Genomic DNA, 15,018 nt, shown 5'->3' on the forward strand with positions numbered 1-15,018 from the left:
CAATGACACGATGCGATTATCGGGACCCGGGCCCGACTCCGATCGACCGAAAAGAGCGGGGTTTCCCCCGTACTTTCGCGGCTTTGGCGCGCGCCGCGCTGCTATCCTTTTTCGCGATCCGGCATGGTGCGCGTCGTGCGGCGCCGCCTGACCGGCCGGTGCGTCCGGGTTTCTTCTCTCATATGTCTGGGGACAGCATGGCTGCCAACGTCAGCGGAATCGGTTCGGTGTTGCAACAGATGCAGGCGATGGCCGCGCAGGCGAGCGGCGGGGTCGCGAGCCCGACGGCGGCGCTCGCCGGTTCGGGCGCGGCGACGGCCGGCACGTTCGCGAGCGCGATGAAGGCGTCGCTCGACAAGATCAGCGGCGACCAGAAGCACGCGCTCGGCGAGGCGCAGGCGTTCGAGGTCGGCGCGGCGAACGTGTCGCTGAACGACGTGATGGTCGACATGCAGAAGGCCAACATCGGTTTCCAGTTCGGGCTGCAGGTCCGCAACAAGCTCGTGAGCGCATACAACGACATCATGCAGATGTCGGTTTGATGGGACGGCCACCGGCGACGGGCATCCGGGGACGGGCATCCGGGGACGGCCAACCGGCGACGGACCACCCGGGACCCCCGCCGGCGACCCGCCCCCGGGCTCGCCCACCCGGCGGCCCGTGCACCTAAAGCTTTTCAATTCCCTTCCGATAACTCTGGAACAAGGCCGCGTCGTGCATAGCAGGGCGGCGGCTACCGCATAGCCAACGCATCACAAGGAGAAGCGCATGTTTTCCCCAGGACACGCTGGAGCCAGTGCGTACGCGCGTGTCGGCGTCGAGACGGGGGTGATGGGCGCCTCCCCGCACCGGCTGATCGCGATGCTGTACCAGGGCGCGCGCCAGGCGATCGCGCTTGCGCGCATGCACCTGCAGCAAGGCAACGTGCCCGCACGCGGCGAAGCGATCGGCAAGGCGATCGGGATCGTCGAGAGCGGCCTTCAGGCGTCGCTGAACCACGACGCGGGCGGCCAGATCGCCGGGCGCCTCGATGCGTTGTACGCGTATATCGGCCGTCGCCTGCTGGAAGCCAACATGCACGCGAGCGACGCGATGCTGGTCGAGGTCGACGGGTTGCTCGCGACGCTCGAGGAAGCGTGGACGGGCATCGCGCCCGAAGTCGCGCGCATGACCGCGCAACAGGCGGCGGGCGCGGCACGATGAATCTCAAGGCCGAATACTTCGCTCGCTACGAGGCGCTCGCGGCCGTGTCCGGCCGCATGCTGTCCGCGGCGCGCGGCGCGGACTGGAGCGCGCTGCCGGAGTTGCAGGCCGAATTCCTGCGTCTCGTCGACGGGCTGAAGGAGGCCGATCCGGGCGTCGCGCTCGACCAGGCGGATCTCGGCCGCAAGCTCGGGCTGATCCGCCGCATCCTTGCCGACGACGCCGCGATCCGCGATCTCGCGAGCCCGGACGTCGCGCGGCTGTCCGCGCTGTTCGACGCGCGGCGCTCCACCCAGGTATTGACCGATCTCTACCGCGCTCGCGGGTAGTGCCCGTTTGCCGGGGCGGCGGTTGCCGCGTGCCCGGATTTGCAACGATGTGGCTGAGGTGAGCAGGCTCCGATCATGACCGGTATCGACTCCGTTGCGGCCGCCTTGCTGGCGAGTCGCCTCGACAGCCTGCTGACCGGCCCCGTGACGGCGCCCGCCGGCGGCGGCGCGGCCGTGCAGGTCGGCACGCCGGGCACCGGCGCGCCGTCGTCGTCTTCGCCAGGGGCCGCGCCGGCGCCGCCGCCGGCGTCCGCGCAGACCGCGCTGTCCGATGTCGCGCTCGTGCTCGACGCGATCTCCCGCTCGGGCGGTGTCGCGACGCCCGTGATCGCCGGGCGCACGCCGCTGCTGGCCGATCCTGCCGTGCTATTGGGCACGGCGGCGGCCGTGCCGCCCGACGGGCAGCCGGCCGCAGGTCCGGCTGCATCCGCCGCCATGCCTTCGGCCGCCGCTCCCGCGCCAGACGTCGCAGCCGCGCGCGATGCGGCGGCCGCATCGCCTGTCGCGGCGCTGCGTGCGGCGCTCGCGCAGGCCGTGAGCGAAAGCGGTTTGTTTTACGAATCCCATCTCGCGCAGTGGCTGGCCGGCCAGCGCCCGCTCGCGGCGTTGATGCGCGAGCCGCAGGCGCGCCTCACGACCGCGCCGGTACAGCCCGCCCCGGATGCCGCGCAGCACGAGGCGCCCGACGTGCTCGACGAACTGCTCGCGCAGCGCCTGCCGCTGCCGACGGCGGCGCGAACGGCCACGCAGCCGGGCGTGCCCGCATCGGGCGGTGCGGTGCCGCGCGAGCTTGCACAGAACGCGGCTGCCGCCGCTCGGCAAGGCGCGGCGACGACCGCGACCGCGACGACCGACCCGCTCGGCGAGCGCCCCGACGCGCGCTGGACGCCCGCGCGCGCCGAACTGGCCGCCGCGTCGGCCGATCCGCCGACACCGGCTCCCGTGCATCCTGCCGCCGTGCCGATTGTCCGGCAGCAGCTCGATGCGCTCGCGACCGACCAGTTTCGCTGGGCGGGCGAGGCATGGCCGGGCGCACGGCTCGACTGGACGATCGAGCCCGACGATCCGGGCGGACACGCGTCGCGCGGCGCAGACGACACCGGGTACGGGATTGCGTGGCGCACGCGGCTGACGCTCACGTTGCCGTCGCTCGGCACGGTCGACGCGGAGCTGGTGCTGAACGGCGCGCAGCTGGTCGCGCGGCTGCGCGCGAATTCGGCCGGCGCGGACCGGCTCACGCGGAACGAGGCCGCGCTGCGGCAGCGGTTCGAGGGATCGGGGCTGCAGCTCGGCGGACTGTCGATCCGTGCGGTCGGCGACGAACCGGACGGCTTCGATGCGCTCGTCGCGCAGGCGGCCGCCGCAGCATATGCGCGCAGCGCGACCGGCGGCAGCACGCCGGGCGCCGACGGCGAGGTGCCGGAATGAGCATGACGTCCCGCAAGCGCGCGGCCGCGCTGGTCTACGATCCGAAGGGCGGCGACACCGCGCCGCGCGTGGTGGCGAAGGGCTACGGCCTGCTCGCCGAGATGATCGTCGCGCGTGCGCGCGATGCCGGGCTGTACGTGCATACCGCGCCGGAGATGGTGTCGCTGCTGATGCAGGTCGATCTCGACGACCGGATTCCGCCGCAGCTTTACCAGGCCGTCGCGGATCTGCTGGCGTGGCTGTACGCGCTCGATCGGACCGAACCCGGGCCGGATGACGCCGCGCCGCGCTTTCCGCTGCCGCCGCTGCGCCGCTGATCGTTCGTCGGCGCCCCGGTTTCTCCTGCGAAATGCAGTTTCGGCCTTCCGCGGTCATTTGGACGGCATTTCTCTTCTATCCGCCGGGATCGACGTGCAATTTGCGCGCTATGTCGGCTACCGATGAATTTTCGTGTGTCGCCAGCCGCACAGCAGCAGATTGAGCCGTCGCTCCATTTGTGTAATGATATCCATTCTCATTTTCATGTTACCCGGGCGGTGCACGTTTTCCGTGCGCCGCCCGTTGCTTTGACCGAATGGATACTCTCGCGTGAACGCGCCCGACACGATCGCCCCGCCGCAGGCGGGCAGGCCCCCTGCGGGCGTCACCGTGCTGCATCCGGCCGCACGGCCCCTGAGCGATGCCGAACTGGCGGCGCGCCGCCAGCGCTCGCGTCGCGCGACCTTCATCAAATGGCTGCGCAAGGTGCATGGCTGGGTCGGGCTCTGGGGCGCGGTGCTCGGGCTGCTGTTCGGCGTGACGGGCGTGCTGCTCAACCATCGTGCACCGCCGCTGAAGATCCCGACCGGCGAGCCGCAGGTCGAGCAGTTGCAGATCGCGTTGCCGGACCCGGCGCCGAAGTCGCCGGCCGCGATGACGAAGTGGCTGCAACGTGAACTCCACTTCGACGGCCGGCCGGGCCGCGTGCGCAAGGAGCCCGCGCAGCCCGTCGCCTGGGGCGACAAGCGCGTGATGCAACCGGAGCACTGGCAGATGGGCCTGTTCGGTCCGCACCAGAACCTGCAGGCGGAATACTGGGTGGGGAACGGCTACGTATCGGTCAAGCGTACCGGCAATACGTTCCTGACCACGCTGAACAACCTGCATCGCGGTGTCGGCATGAATCTCGGCTGGGTACTGCTGATGGACACGATCGCGGGTTCGCTGATCCTGTTGTCGCTGACGGGCGTGCTGCTGTGGACGGAGCTGAACAAGCGCCGCACGGTCGGCGTCGTGCTCGTGGCCGGCTCCGTCGCGGCGGCGCTTGCCGCGGGTCTCGCCTGATTCGGCCATCGACGCGCGCCGGTTTCCCGTCGGCGCATGACGGCCCTGCGGCGCGGCCGGGCGCCGCGCCGGCGAGCGGCCTCAGAGGCCGCAGGTCGCGCCGCTGTTTGCCGCGATCTCGCGCGCGGCCTTCGCGCCCTCGACCTGCAGGATCGTCGGCAGCGATACGTTGTTTTTCGCGGCCGTGACCTCGGCGAGGATCGAGATCGCGATTTCCGGCGGCGTGCGGCTGCCGATGTAGATGCCGGCCGGCCCGTGCAGCCGTGCCAGTTCCGCCTCGCTCAGATCGAATTCGAGCAGCCGCTCGCGCCGGGCGGCGTTGTTGCGCCGCGAGCCGAGCGCGCCGACGTAGAACGCGGGCGTCTTCAGCGCCTCCATCAGCGCGAGATCGTCGAGCTTCGGGTCGTGCGTGAGCGCGATCACGGCCGAACGCGCGTCGAGCTTCATGTCGAGCACCGTGTCGTCGGGCATCGTATGCACGACGCGCGTGCCCGCCACGTCCCACGCATCCGTGTACTCCTCGCGCGGATCGCAGACCGTCACCTGATAATCGAGCCCGACCGCGATCTGGCACAGATAGCGCGACAACTGCCCCGCGCCGATCACGAGCATCCGGTAGCGCGGCCCGTGGATCGTCACGAGCCGCTCGCCGTCGAACGCGAGCCCGTCGGTCGCCTGCGCGGGCGACAGCGACGCGCGGCCGGTCGCGAGCGTCATCGTGCGCGTGACGAGGCGGCCGGCTTCGACTTGCGCGCACAGCGCGGCGATCCCGCTGTCGCGCGTGAGCGGCTCCAGCACGAGCTGGATCGTGCCGCCGCACGGCAGCCCGAAGCGGTGCGCCTCTTCGGCCGTCACGCCGTACTTGACGGCTTCCGGGCGTGCATCCGCCGCGATCCCGCTCGCATGCACGCGGGCGATCAGGTCGTCCTCGATGCAGCCGCCGGACACGGAGCCGACCACGAGGCCGTCCTCGCGCACCGCGAGCATCGCGCCCTCGGGGCGGGGCGACGACCCCCACGTCTTCACGACCGTCACGAGCAGCACGCGGCGCCCTTCTTCGAGCCAGCGCGCGCTGGATTTCAGTACATCGAGATCGACGCTTTCCATCATCTTGTCCCTGTTGCCGGACGGCCCGCCGGGCCGTCGTTCGATGGCCGGATTATGAACCGCCCGGCGCGCACGCGCTGGCAGCGTGCAGCCCGCCCGGGCAAATCCGGACGATCGGGCAAGAAATCACGACGATCGGGCAGCGATCGCGTGCGTGCGGAGCGCGGCGGCGCGTGGCGTGCGCCGCACGAGGGGGGCGATGGCCGGACCGGTTCGGTCGGGGGAGGGAGGTATCGTGCCGCTGCGCGCGGGGGCGCGCGCAGCGGCGGCGGTCAATGCGCGTCGTGCCGACCGTGCGCGAGCTTCGAGTGATGGCGCGAATACAGGAAGTAGATCACGAGGCCGATCACGAGCCAGATGCCGAACGCGGCCCAGGTGACGGGCTGCAGGTTCAGCATCAGGAACAGGCACGCGCCGACCGCGAGGATCGGCACCACCGGCACGCCCGGGCAGCGGAATGCGCGCGGCAGTTCAGGGTGCGTGCGGCGCAGCACCAGCACCGCGATCGACACCATCGAGAATGCGGCGAGCGTGCCGATGTTGATCAGCTCGGCGAGCACGTTCAGCGGCACGAGCGCGGCGATCAGCCCGAAGAACAGGCCGACGAGCCAGGTCGTCAGGAACGGCGTCGCGTAGCGCGGATGCACGCGCGACAGCGCCGCCGGCAGCAGCCCGTCGCGCGACATCGCGAAGATGATGCGCGTCTGGCCGTAGCTCATCACGAGGATCACGGTCAGCATGCCGAGCACCGCGCCGAGATCGATGAAGCCGGCGACCCACTTCTCGCCGGCGATCTGCAGCGCATACGAGATCGGGTGGGACACGTTCGCGTATTGCGCCGACGGCACGATGCCGGTCGCGACCGCCGCGACCGTCACGTACAGCACCGCGCACACCGCGAGCGACGCGATGATGCCGATCGGCAGGTCGCGCTTCGGATTCTTCACTTCCTCGGCCGCCGACGATACCGCGTCGAAGCCGATGAACGCGAAGAACATCACGGCCGCCGCGCCGAACACGCCGTTCCAGCCGTGCGGCATGAACGGCTGCCAGTTCGCCGGCGTGACGTGGAAGATGCCGACCGCGATCACGAGCAGCACGACCGACACCTTGATGAACACCATGATGTTGTTGATGCGGGTCGACTCGCGGATGCCGATCGACAGCAGCGTCGTGATCACCAGCATCACGAGGAACGCCGGCAGGTTGAACCACGTGACGACGCCCGGAACCGCGCCGGGCGCGGCCGTCAGCACGGTCGGCAGCGTGAGCCCGAAGCCCTGCAGCAGCGACTGCAGGTAGCCCGACCAGCCGACCGACACGGCCGAGGCCGCGAGGCCGTATTCGAGCATCAGGTCCCAGCCGATGATCCACGCGACGAGCTCGCCGAGCGTCGCGTACGAGTACGTGTAGATCGAGCCCGCGACCGGAATCGTCGAAGCGAATTCCGCGTACGACAGCGCCGCGAGACCGCACGCGATCGCGGCGATCACGAACGACAGCATCAGCGCGGGGCCGGCCTGCACGGCGCCCGTGCCGGTCAGCACGAAGATGCCGGTGCCGATGATCGCGCCGATGCCGAGGAAGGTGAGGTCGATTGCGCCGAGCGCTTTCTTGAGCCCGGCGCCGTGCGCGCCGGCGATCATGCGATCGACGTTTTTCTTGCGGAAGAGGGACATTGCGGATGAGTGTCCGGCGCGCGCGAGGCCGGCGCCGCCGAGTGAGTGAAAACCCGCAATTTTAGCCGATTTGGCGTGGAAGGCCCGCTGCGGCGCAGCGGTGCGCGCGGGAATCGTCCGATAAAACAAGCGCTTGTAGGCGGCGTTCCGCGCGCCGGGCACGGCGTGCAGCCGGCCGGCGCCGCGACGACGATGAATCAGGCGCCCGACGCGGGCGCCATGTCGACGAGCCGGTTGCTCATCACGTAGAACGTCAGTTCCGCGTTGTTCGACAGCCGCATCTTCTCGAGCAGCCGCGAGCGATACACGCTGACCGTCTTCACCGACAGCGACAGCGTGTTCGCGATGTCGGTGAGGCGCTTGCCCGACGCGAGCATGCAGAGCGTCTGGTATTCGCGGTCGGACAGCTTCTCGTGCGGCAGCGGCTCGTTCTCGAACGACACGTATTCGGCGAGCGCCTCGGCCATCGCCGGGCTCACGTACTTGCGGCCGGCCGCGACCTGCTGGATCGCGCCGATCATCTGCGCGGCGTTCACCGTCTTCGACAGGTAGCCGGCCGCGCCGGCCTTGAGCGCGCGCACCGCGTACTGGTCCTCGCGATACATCGAGAACATCAGCACCGGCGCGCCCGGCAGCTTGCGCTTGATGCGCTTGAGCACCTCGATGCCGTTCGTGTCCGGCAACGAGATGTCCAGCAGGATCACGTCGAAGGCCTCGCGTTCGACGGCGGCCACGGCGTCGCTGCCGGTCTCGGCTTCGGTCACGTTGCGCGCGATGCCGCGGTCGATCAGCAGGTGGCGGATCCCTTGACGGACGATTGCGTGATCGTCCACGAGCAGGATGTTCAGGCTCATGACGGCCTCACGAGTGCGACGCGCGGCGCCCGGCCGCCGGCACCGCGAACAGCGAGTCCCACGCGAAGCGCGCGGTGACGCGCGTGCCGCGGCCGGCTTGTGCTGCGCTCGCGTCGAAGCTGCCGCCGAATGCCTCGCAGCGTGCTCGCATCCCGGCGAGGCCGTAGCCGGCGCGCCGGTCATGACGGAAACCGGTCCCATCGTCGGTGACGATCAGGGACATATGCGAGTCGTCGGTGTCGATCCGCACGTCGACGGACGTCGCGCGCGCATGCTTCGCGACGTTCGACAGCGCTTCCTGCGCGACGCGGAAGATCGCGAGCGCACCGGCGCCGCCGAGTTGCGTGAGCCGCGCGTCGGCCGCGCAGACGAAGCTCGTGCGCAGGCCGGTGCGGGCGGTGTGGCTGTCGACCCACGCCGACAGCGCGCCGACCACGCCGCCGTCGAGCGCCGGCGTGTCGCGCTCGTCGATCAGGCGGCGGTTGGCATCGGTGGCGGAGTCGAGCGCCTGCTGCGCCAGCTCGAGCGCGCGCAGGCAGCCGTCCGGCGCATCGGCCGGCAGCCACGTTTGAACGTTTGCGAGTGCGAAGCGGGCGGCGGTGAGTTCGGCGCCGAGCCCGTCATGCAGTTCGCCGGCGAGATGGCGGCGGGCTGCTTCGTCGGCGGCCATCAGCTGGAGGGACAGCGCCGCGATCCGGGCGGCGGACGTGTCGCGTTCGGGGAGGGCTTCGGCCGTGGGTGCGGCTGCGTTGCAGCCGTGTAAGAGCGGCTGCGAAGGGAACGGGGCATGAGCGCCGGTAGGCGCGTTGAGCAACGTATCCATGACTCTCCCTGCTGTCAGAAAGCGGTTCAGACACCGGCTGGCTGCGTGGCCCGGCTGCCGTTTCGATGACGGTCGCTGCCAGAGAATCGCCCCATGTCCGGGTAACAAAAGTTACATCTTGTAACGTTTGACTCCGACCCTTCGATGACCTTTGGAACGGCGACCACGCGGCCCGAATCATATCTCAAAAATTCTGAAAAGGTCATGTCAGGCGGACATTTAAGGGTAAATGTGAATAATCGGAGTGAAGCTGTTGTAGGAAAAATACCGACACGAAAGTGCCCGCGTCGCGCGTATCCAAATGTAACGATTTGACATGGAATGATCGTGCTTTGTTACGAATTCGCCAAGTAGCGACGAAAAAAAACCGGAGCTTTTGCTCCGGTTCTTGATGCGGCACAAATTCGGGGTTCGATCAGTCCACGAACGCGCGTTCGATCACGTAGTGACCCGGCGCGCTGTTCTTGCCTTCGACGAGGCCGGCCTGCTTCAGCAGATCCGTCGTGTCCTTCAGCATCGCGGTGCTGCCGCACAGCATCACGCGATCGTTTTCCGGCGAGAACGCCGGCACGCCGAGATCCGTGAACAGCTTGCCCGTCGCGATCAGGTCGGTGATCCGGCCCTCGTTGTCGAATGCCTCGCGCGTGACCGTCGGGTAGTAGACGAGCTTTTCCTTGATGATGTCGCCGAGGTATTCGTGGCCCGGCAGGTCGTGCTTGATGTAGTCCATGTACGCCAGCTCGCCCTTCAGGCGGCAGGTGTGCGTCAGGATGACCTTGTCGAAGCGATCGTAGATCTCCGGGTCGCGGATGATCGACATGAACGGCGCGAGGCCCGTGCCGGTCGACAGCATCCACAGCGTCTTGCCCGGCAGCAGGTTGTCGACGACGAGCGTGCCGGTCGGCTTCTTGCCGATCAGCACCGAGTCGCCCACCTTCAGGTGCTGCAGGCGCGACGTCAGCGGGCCGTTCTGGACCTTGATGCTGAAGAATTCGAGGTGCTCTTCGTAGTTCGGGCTGACGATCGAGTAGGCACGCGCGAGCGGCTTGCCGTCGACTTCGAGGCCGACCATCGTGAATTCGCCGTTGTTGAAGCGCAGGCTCGGCTCACGGGTGCAGGTGAAGCTGAAAAGCGTGTCGGTCCAGTGATGGACGGATTGGACGGTGGCGGTGTCGTATTTGCTCATGGCTTTGAAAACGGACGCGCGTCGCTAACGCGTGTAACGGGCCCAAAAACGGGCAAAAAAAACGAGTGCGTCGGCCCGATCGCGGATCGGCCGGCCGGCGCGTCGGACACGCGCCTTCTCGATGACAGACGATTGACGAACTGGTTATTTTACCCTGCTTGGGGCAGATGCGGGCTTGACCCGAGCGGCCGCGCGGATTTGGCGCAACGAAACCTTGCAATATGCTTTCATCGATCGGCGGCGAGCTTCGCACAGCAGCTGCGCCGGCCCGCGAGCGACGGCTGCCAAATCATGAAGCCGTTCGGGCCGGGCGCGATCGCCGCGACGGGTTAGACGCCAGCGATTTGCGGCAGGATCGGCAGGCAACTCGTGGCGGGCAGCGGCGCGAAGCGGGCAAGCCGCCACTCGCGTGCATCGAGCGGCCGCGCTGCCGCGTCACTGCGGATCGAGGCGCAGCCGCGCGATATACGGCAGGTGGTCCGACAGCCACGCGGTTTCGCCGGACGGCGCCTGCCATTCGAGCGGCGTCAGCCCGCGCACGAACATCTTGTCGAGCGCGAGCGCCGGGGAGAACGCAGGGAACGTGCGGCCCGACTGGCCGAGCAGCGTCGCGACCTCGGACAGCCCGATCTCGCCGAACAGCGCGACCGAATCGTTGCGCCAGTCGTTGAAGTCGCCGGCGAGCACGAGCGGGTCGTCGCCCGCGTTGCGCACGATCCAGTGCGCGATCCAGTGCATCTGGCGCAGCCGCGCCGCGCGCGTGAGCGCGAGGTGCGCGCACAGCAGCGTGACGGGCCGCGCGCCGGCGAGCGTCGCGCGCGCGACCAGCAGCCCGCGCCGCTCGAAACGGTGCGCGGAGATGTCCCAGCGGCCGCCCAGGTCGAGCGGATGCGGCGACAGGATCGCATTGCCGTGCCGCCACGACGGCTTGAACACGTTCGGCCCGAGCGCGATCTGCCAGTCGAGCGCCTGCGCGATCTCGGTGGCCTGGCAGTGCCACACGTCGTCGACCGCGTCGTCCATCGGCGCGCCGAAGCCGGGCGCGAGCATCGGGCGCGGCATGCGGCGCGCCATCGCTTCCTGCAGGAAATACACGTCGGCGTGCGTGGACTGCATCCAGTTGCGCATCGCGTTCCATGCGGTGAAGCCGAGCGGCGAGCGGCCCTTGTGCAGGTTCCAGCTGACCGCGGTGATTTCGTCGGGTGCGGCGTGCGGCTCGGCGAACGGCAGGGACAAGGCGTCGGCGGACATGGCGTTCAGTCCTTCGCGACGTGCGCGCGCACGCGGTAGACGAGATGCGGGTGCTGCTCGACGAGCGTCCAGTCGGTCCATGCGTCGCCGCCGACCGCGAGCCCCGGATGACTCGCGACGATCTGCCGCGGCGACGCCGGCAGGCATGGATCGCTGCGCGTCGCATTTTCGTCGTCGAGGGTTTCCTGCACGTCGAGTGCGAGCGACACCGTGTGCGCGGCGTCGTCGACGGTGAGCGGCGCGACCGTCACCGAGCGCGAGCGTTCGGTCGGCACGACGCGCGCGGCATTGCCGCAGCCGACGGGCACGGCGGACGGATAGCGATGCGTGTCGGTACGGGTTTGACCCACGGTGGTGCGTTGCTGGAACGTGTCGATCGTCTGACCGTCGCGCACCACCTGGATCTCCCATGCGACGGCGGCCGGTGCGGGGCTCTGCGCATGGGCCGCGAGCGCGGCGCTCGCGAGCAGGACGGCCAGGCCGTGTTTCAGCATGAAACTTCTCCGGAAACGCGGGGTAGCGGGAAACGGACGCACATCTTACGCCCGATCGATCCGGGCGGTCGTGTGACAGGATGCATCGCCGCAGGTTCGCAGCACGATCCGGTCCTGATCGAAAGGTAGGTGCGCGTCACGCGTTTTCAAGCGAAAAAGCGCGCGAACTCGGCGACGCTCGCGCGCTCGGTGACGAGGCGGTTCTCGATCGCATCCGGATCGGCATGGCCGAGCGACATCCCGCAGACGAGCAACTCGTTGGCCGGTATGCCGAGATGCTCGGCGACGATCCGGTGGAACGGCACGACCGCGGCTTGCGGGCAGGTGTCGAGGCCGCGTGCGCGCGCGGCCGTCATCACGCCCTGCAGGAACATTCCGCAGTCGAGCCATGCACCGTGCGTCATCACGCGATCGAGCGTGAAGAACAGCGCGACGGGCGCATCGAAGAAGCGGAAGTTGCGCGCGTGCTGCGCGTGCATGCGGGCCTTTTCGTCGCGACCGATGTTCAACAGGCCGTACAGGTCCCAGCCGACCTTGCGGCGGCGGTCGATATACGGCGACACCCATTCGCGCGGATAGTATTCGTACTCGGCGACGTATTTCTCGTCGCGCGCCGGATCGTCGTATGCCGCGCTCAGGGCCGCGGCGAGTGCGTCGCGCGTCGCGCCGGTCGCGACGTACACGCGCCACGGCTGGATGTTGGTGCCCGACGGCGCGCGGCTCGCGGCTTCGAGGATCGCCTCGAGCGTGTCGCGCGGCACGGGCGTCGGCAGGAACGCGCGAATCGCGCGGCGCGACTTGAGCGCGGCGTCGACGGCGTGGATCGCATCGGTGTCGACGCGCGGGACGGCAACGGAGACGGACATCGGCATACCTTCGAAACGAAGCGCGCGGCGCCGCGCGGGCGCCGTGGCGAGGCCGGCGCGGCGGCCGGTGAATCATCGATCATACGCCGCGCGGCGCTGCGCTGCAGCGCGCCCGCGGTGTTAGCAGCAGACCGGGGCGGCTGCTTGCTTGCACGTCGATGCGGGATCGCTACACTGAAATCGTAAGGGTCTGATGATCGTGTGACGGCAGCGGTAGCGAGGTTGGTATGACGACGGAGATGGTGAAGCAGGAACTGGCGGTGGCATCCTTCAGCACGGTGTACGACCTCGAGCAGGTCGAGACCGCATTGAACGACCTGAACGAGAGCGCGAGCGACGCACTGCGCGCCACCTACGAGCGGATGCTCAAGACGGGCAATCTGCGCTTTTGCGTGAAGCCGAACCGGATGCCGTCGTTCGACGAGCTCGGCGACGCGCTGCCCAATTTCACCGAGCCGCTCGAGGACGTGCGCAAGCAGGTCGCGCTGTGCCTCGAGACGGACGACCGGCTCGAACTGATGCCGATCCTGCTGCTCGGGCCGCCCGGTATCGGCAAGACGCATTTCGCGAAGGCGCTCGCGCACATGCTCGGCACCGCGTATCACTACGTGCCGATGAGTTCGCTGACGGCCGGCTGGATCCTGTCGGGCGCGTCGTCGCAATGGAAGAACGCGAAGCCCGGCAAGGTGTTCGATGCGCTCGTCAACGGCAGCTATGCGAACCCGGTGATCGCGGTCGACGAGATCGACAAGGCCGGCAGCGATGCGCAATACGATCCGCTCGGCGCGTTGTACGCGCTGCTCGAGCACGACACCGCGCGCGCGTTCGTCGACGAATTCGCCGAAGTGCCGATCGATGCGGGCAACGTGATCTGGGTCGCGACCGCGAACGATGCGCACGCGATTCCCGAACCGCTGCTGAACCGGATGAACGTGTACGAGATCGCGCCGCCGGACGCGGCCGGCGCGCGCCGGATCGCGCAGACGATCTACGACGAGATCCGCACGTCGCACGCGTGGGGGCGGCGCTTCCCCGACACGCTCGACGACGACGCGCTCGACGTGCTCGCCGCGACGCCGCCGCGCACGATGCGCCGTGCGCTGCTGCATGCGTTCGGCGCCGCGCGGCTCGACGGCCGCGACGTGATCGCACCGTCGGACATTCGCGCCGACGAGGGCGCGGCGAAGCGCCGGCCGATCGGATTCTGAGCGGGCGGCGCGCGCGTCGCCGCCCCGCACGCGTTGCGCCGTGCGTTCATCGCGCGACGCGTGCGGGGCGATCGGGATGCGTTCGGCAAGCGGGCGAACCGGGACGTACAATTCTCTTCTCTCCCCTTGATGCGCAAGCGACGCGAAACGTCATGGAGCAGATGGATTGTGTGGTGATCGGCGCGGGTGTCGTCGGTCTTGCGATTGCGCGGGAACTGGCCGCGCGCGGGCGCGAAACCATCGTGCTCGAGGCGGCCGATGCGATCGGTACGGGCACGAGCTCGCGCAACAGCGAGGTGATTCACGCGGGCCTCTACTACCCGCGCGGTTCGCTGAAGGCAACGTCCTGCGTGCACGGGCGCGACCTGCTGTACGAGTTCTGCGACGCACGTCACGTGCCGCACCGGCGCGTGGGCAAGCTGCTCGTCGCGACGAACGCCGCGCAGGTGAAGCAGTTGAAGGCGATCGCCGCGCGCGCGGCGGAAAACGGCGTGCTCGACCTCATGCCGCTCACGCGTGCCGAGGCCCAGACGCTCGAGCCCGCGCTCGAATGCGTGGAGGCGCTGTTCTCGCCGAGCACCGGTATCGTCGACAGCCACCAGCTGATGCTGGCGCTGCTCGGCGACGCCGAGCGCGACGGCGCAATGTGCGCGCTGAAATCGCCGGTCGAGTCGATCGACGTGCTGCGCGGCGGACGTTTCGTGGTGCGTACCGGCGGCGACGCGCCAACCGAAATCGAGGCCGCGTGCGTGATCAACAGCGCGGGCCTCGGCGCGCAGGCGCTCGCGCGCCGCACGCGCGGGCTCGACCCGCGCTGGGTGCCGCCGCTCTATCTCGCGCGCGGCAACTATTTCAGCCTGTCCGGGCGCGCGCCGTTCTCGCACCTCGTCTATCCGATGCCCGATCGCGCGGGGCTCGGCGTGCATCTCACGCTGGACCTGGGCGGACAGGCGCGCTTCGGCCCGGACGTCGAGTGGGTCGATGCGTTGCGCTACGAAGTCGATCCGGCGCGCGCGCCGGCGTTCTACACGTCGATCCGCACATACTGGCCGGGGTTGCCCGACGACGCACTGCAGCCGGCCTACGCGGGGATCCGGCCAAAGCTCGCGGGGCCCGGCGAGCCGCCGGCCGACTTCATCGTGCAGGGCGCGGCGCAGCACGGCGTGCGCGGGCTCGTGAACCTGTTCGGCATCGAATCGCCGGGGCTGACCGCATCGCTTGCACTCGCGCAGCGTGTCGGCGACATGACCTCGCGTGCATGACGCAC

16 protein-coding genes are annotated in these 15,018 nt (G+C 69.0%); 8 read left to right on the top strand and 8 right to left on the bottom strand.

All coding sequences use genetic code 11. The annotated features are described in order from the left end of the window. Positions 1-197: 197 nt before the first annotated feature. The 6 genes from fliE (at position 198) to HW466_RS17810 (ending at position 4,283) form a co-directional block, all read left to right on the top strand. Entirely contained in the window at positions 198-542 is a 345-nt protein-coding gene (gene fliE / locus HW466_RS17785) for a flagellar hook-basal body complex protein FliE (protein WP_059448462.1), read from the top strand. A gap of 226 nt (positions 543-768) precedes the next feature. Beyond that, on the top strand, positions 769-1,203 hold the full coding sequence (fliS, locus tag HW466_RS17790; RefSeq protein ID WP_059448463.1) for a flagellar export chaperone FliS: 435 nt from the start codon (positions 769-771) through the stop codon (positions 1,201-1,203). Next, complete coding sequence (locus HW466_RS17795; RefSeq protein WP_059448464.1) at positions 1,200-1,532, top strand: flagellar protein FliT; 333 nt, start codon at positions 1,200-1,202, stop codon at positions 1,530-1,532. The genes fliS and HW466_RS17795 overlap by 4 nt, the downstream gene beginning before the upstream one ends. A gap of 75 nt (positions 1,533-1,607) precedes the next feature. After that, a complete protein-coding gene (gene fliK / locus HW466_RS17800) occupies positions 1,608-2,960 on the top strand; it encodes a flagellar hook-length control protein FliK (protein ID WP_174905926.1) in 1,353 nt (450 codons plus the stop codon). After that, positions 2,957-3,277, top strand: a complete 321-nt coding sequence (locus HW466_RS17805; protein WP_059448466.1) for an EscU/YscU/HrcU family type III secretion system export apparatus switch protein — start codon at positions 2,957-2,959, stop codon at positions 3,275-3,277. The genes fliK and HW466_RS17805 overlap by 4 nt, the downstream gene beginning before the upstream one ends. Before the next feature lie 271 nt (positions 3,278-3,548). Continuing rightward, positions 3,549-4,283: a PepSY-associated TM helix domain-containing protein gene (locus HW466_RS17810; protein WP_059504503.1), complete on the top strand. Its 735-nt coding sequence runs from the start codon at positions 3,549-3,551 to the stop codon at positions 4,281-4,283. Between the two features lie 81 nt (positions 4,284-4,364). Here HW466_RS17810 and HW466_RS17815 read toward each other — a convergent pair whose 3' ends face one another. From HW466_RS17815 to HW466_RS17850, 8 genes are all read right to left on the bottom strand, one after another. Further along, complete coding sequence (locus HW466_RS17815) at positions 4,365-5,390, bottom strand: XdhC family protein (protein ID WP_059448522.1); 1,026 nt, start codon at positions 5,388-5,390, stop codon at positions 4,365-4,367. Positions 5,391-5,662: 272 nt separating this feature from the next. Next, positions 5,663-7,069 (bottom strand): branched-chain amino acid transporter BcaP, encoded by a 1,407-nt coding sequence (bcaP, locus tag HW466_RS17820; RefSeq protein WP_059798859.1) that lies wholly within the window; start codon positions 7,067-7,069, stop codon positions 5,663-5,665. Positions 7,070-7,266: 197 nt separating this feature from the next. Then, entirely contained in the window at positions 7,267-7,923 is a 657-nt protein-coding gene (gene rqpR, locus HW466_RS17825; RefSeq protein ID WP_059448468.1) for a response regulator transcription factor RqpR, read from the bottom strand. Positions 7,924-7,930: 7 nt separating this feature from the next. Next, the gene (gene rqpS, locus HW466_RS17830; protein ID WP_059504505.1) at positions 7,931-8,746 is read right to left on the bottom strand and encodes a quorum system sensor histidine kinase RqpS; all 816 of its coding nucleotides are present in this window, start codon (positions 8,744-8,746) and stop codon (positions 7,931-7,933) included. A 415-nt stretch (positions 8,747-9,161) separates the two neighbouring features. Then, a complete protein-coding gene (locus HW466_RS17835; protein WP_059448470.1) occupies positions 9,162-9,932 on the bottom strand; it encodes a ferredoxin--NADP reductase in 771 nt (256 codons plus the stop codon). Positions 9,933-10,367: 435 nt separating this feature from the next. Continuing rightward, positions 10,368-11,183: an endonuclease/exonuclease/phosphatase family protein gene (locus tag HW466_RS17840; protein ID WP_059448471.1), complete on the bottom strand. Its 816-nt coding sequence runs from the start codon at positions 11,181-11,183 to the stop codon at positions 10,368-10,370. Positions 11,184-11,188: 5 nt separating this feature from the next. Then, positions 11,189-11,677 carry a hypothetical protein gene (locus tag HW466_RS17845; protein ID WP_059504507.1) on the bottom strand — a complete coding sequence of 163 codons (489 nt, stop codon included), beginning with the start codon at positions 11,675-11,677 and terminating at the stop codon, positions 11,189-11,191. 146 nt (positions 11,678-11,823) lie between these two features. Then, positions 11,824-12,543, bottom strand: coding sequence for a nitroreductase (locus HW466_RS17850; protein WP_174905927.1), 720 nt, complete (start codon positions 12,541-12,543; stop codon positions 11,824-11,826). Between the two features lie 227 nt (positions 12,544-12,770). Here HW466_RS17850 and HW466_RS17855 point away from each other — a divergent pair, with 227 nt between their 5' ends. Continuing rightward, entirely contained in the window at positions 12,771-13,751 is a 981-nt protein-coding gene (locus HW466_RS17855; protein ID WP_059448473.1) for an AAA family ATPase, read from the top strand. A gap of 152 nt (positions 13,752-13,903) precedes the next feature. Then, the gene (locus tag HW466_RS17860; RefSeq protein WP_059504511.1) at positions 13,904-15,013 is read left to right on the top strand and encodes an NAD(P)/FAD-dependent oxidoreductase; all 1,110 of its coding nucleotides are present in this window, start codon (positions 13,904-13,906) and stop codon (positions 15,011-15,013) included. Positions 15,014-15,018 lie beyond the last annotated feature (5 nt).

The sequence above is a fragment of the Burkholderia territorii genome (genome assembly GCF_902833055.1).
In the GTDB taxonomy this organism is placed as follows: Bacteria; Pseudomonadota; Gammaproteobacteria; order Burkholderiales; family Burkholderiaceae; genus Burkholderia; species Burkholderia territorii.

Excerpts from the sequence above, each read along its gene's own strand:
- fliE (WP_059448462.1), top strand. The coding sequence starts at position 198 with ATGGCTGCCAACGTCAGCGGAATCGGTTCGGTGTTGCAACAGATGCAG.
- fliS (WP_059448463.1), top strand. The coding sequence starts at position 769 with ATGTTTTCCCCAGGACACGCTGGAGCCAGTGCGTACGCGCGTGTCGGC.
- HW466_RS17795 (WP_059448464.1), top strand. The coding sequence starts at position 1,200 with ATGAATCTCAAGGCCGAATACTTCGCTCGCTACGAGGCGCTCGCGGCC.
- fliK (WP_174905926.1), top strand. The coding sequence starts at position 1,608 with ATGACCGGTATCGACTCCGTTGCGGCCGCCTTGCTGGCGAGTCGCCTC.
- HW466_RS17805 (WP_059448466.1), top strand. The coding sequence starts at position 2,957 with ATGAGCATGACGTCCCGCAAGCGCGCGGCCGCGCTGGTCTACGATCCG.
- HW466_RS17815 (WP_059448522.1), bottom strand. The coding sequence starts at position 5,390 with ATGGAAAGCGTCGATCTCGATGTACTGAAATCCAGCGCGCGCTGGCTC.
- bcaP (WP_059798859.1), bottom strand. The coding sequence starts at position 7,069 with ATGTCCCTCTTCCGCAAGAAAAACGTCGATCGCATGATCGCCGGCGCG.
- rqpR (WP_059448468.1), bottom strand. The coding sequence starts at position 7,923 with ATGAGCCTGAACATCCTGCTCGTGGACGATCACGCAATCGTCCGTCAA.
- rqpS (WP_059504505.1), bottom strand. The coding sequence starts at position 8,746 with ATGGATACGTTGCTCAACGCGCCTACCGGCGCTCATGCCCCGTTCCCT.
- HW466_RS17835 (WP_059448470.1), bottom strand. The coding sequence starts at position 9,932 with ATGAGCAAATACGACACCGCCACCGTCCAATCCGTCCATCACTGGACC.
- HW466_RS17840 (WP_059448471.1), bottom strand. The coding sequence starts at position 11,183 with ATGTCCGCCGACGCCTTGTCCCTGCCGTTCGCCGAGCCGCACGCCGCA.
- HW466_RS17845 (WP_059504507.1), bottom strand. The coding sequence starts at position 11,677 with ATGCTGAAACACGGCCTGGCCGTCCTGCTCGCGAGCGCCGCGCTCGCG.
- HW466_RS17850 (WP_174905927.1), bottom strand. The coding sequence starts at position 12,543 with ATGTCCGTCTCCGTTGCCGTCCCGCGCGTCGACACCGATGCGATCCAC.
- HW466_RS17855 (WP_059448473.1), top strand. The coding sequence starts at position 12,771 with ATGACGACGGAGATGGTGAAGCAGGAACTGGCGGTGGCATCCTTCAGC.
- HW466_RS17860 (WP_059504511.1), top strand. The coding sequence starts at position 13,904 with ATGGAGCAGATGGATTGTGTGGTGATCGGCGCGGGTGTCGTCGGTCTT.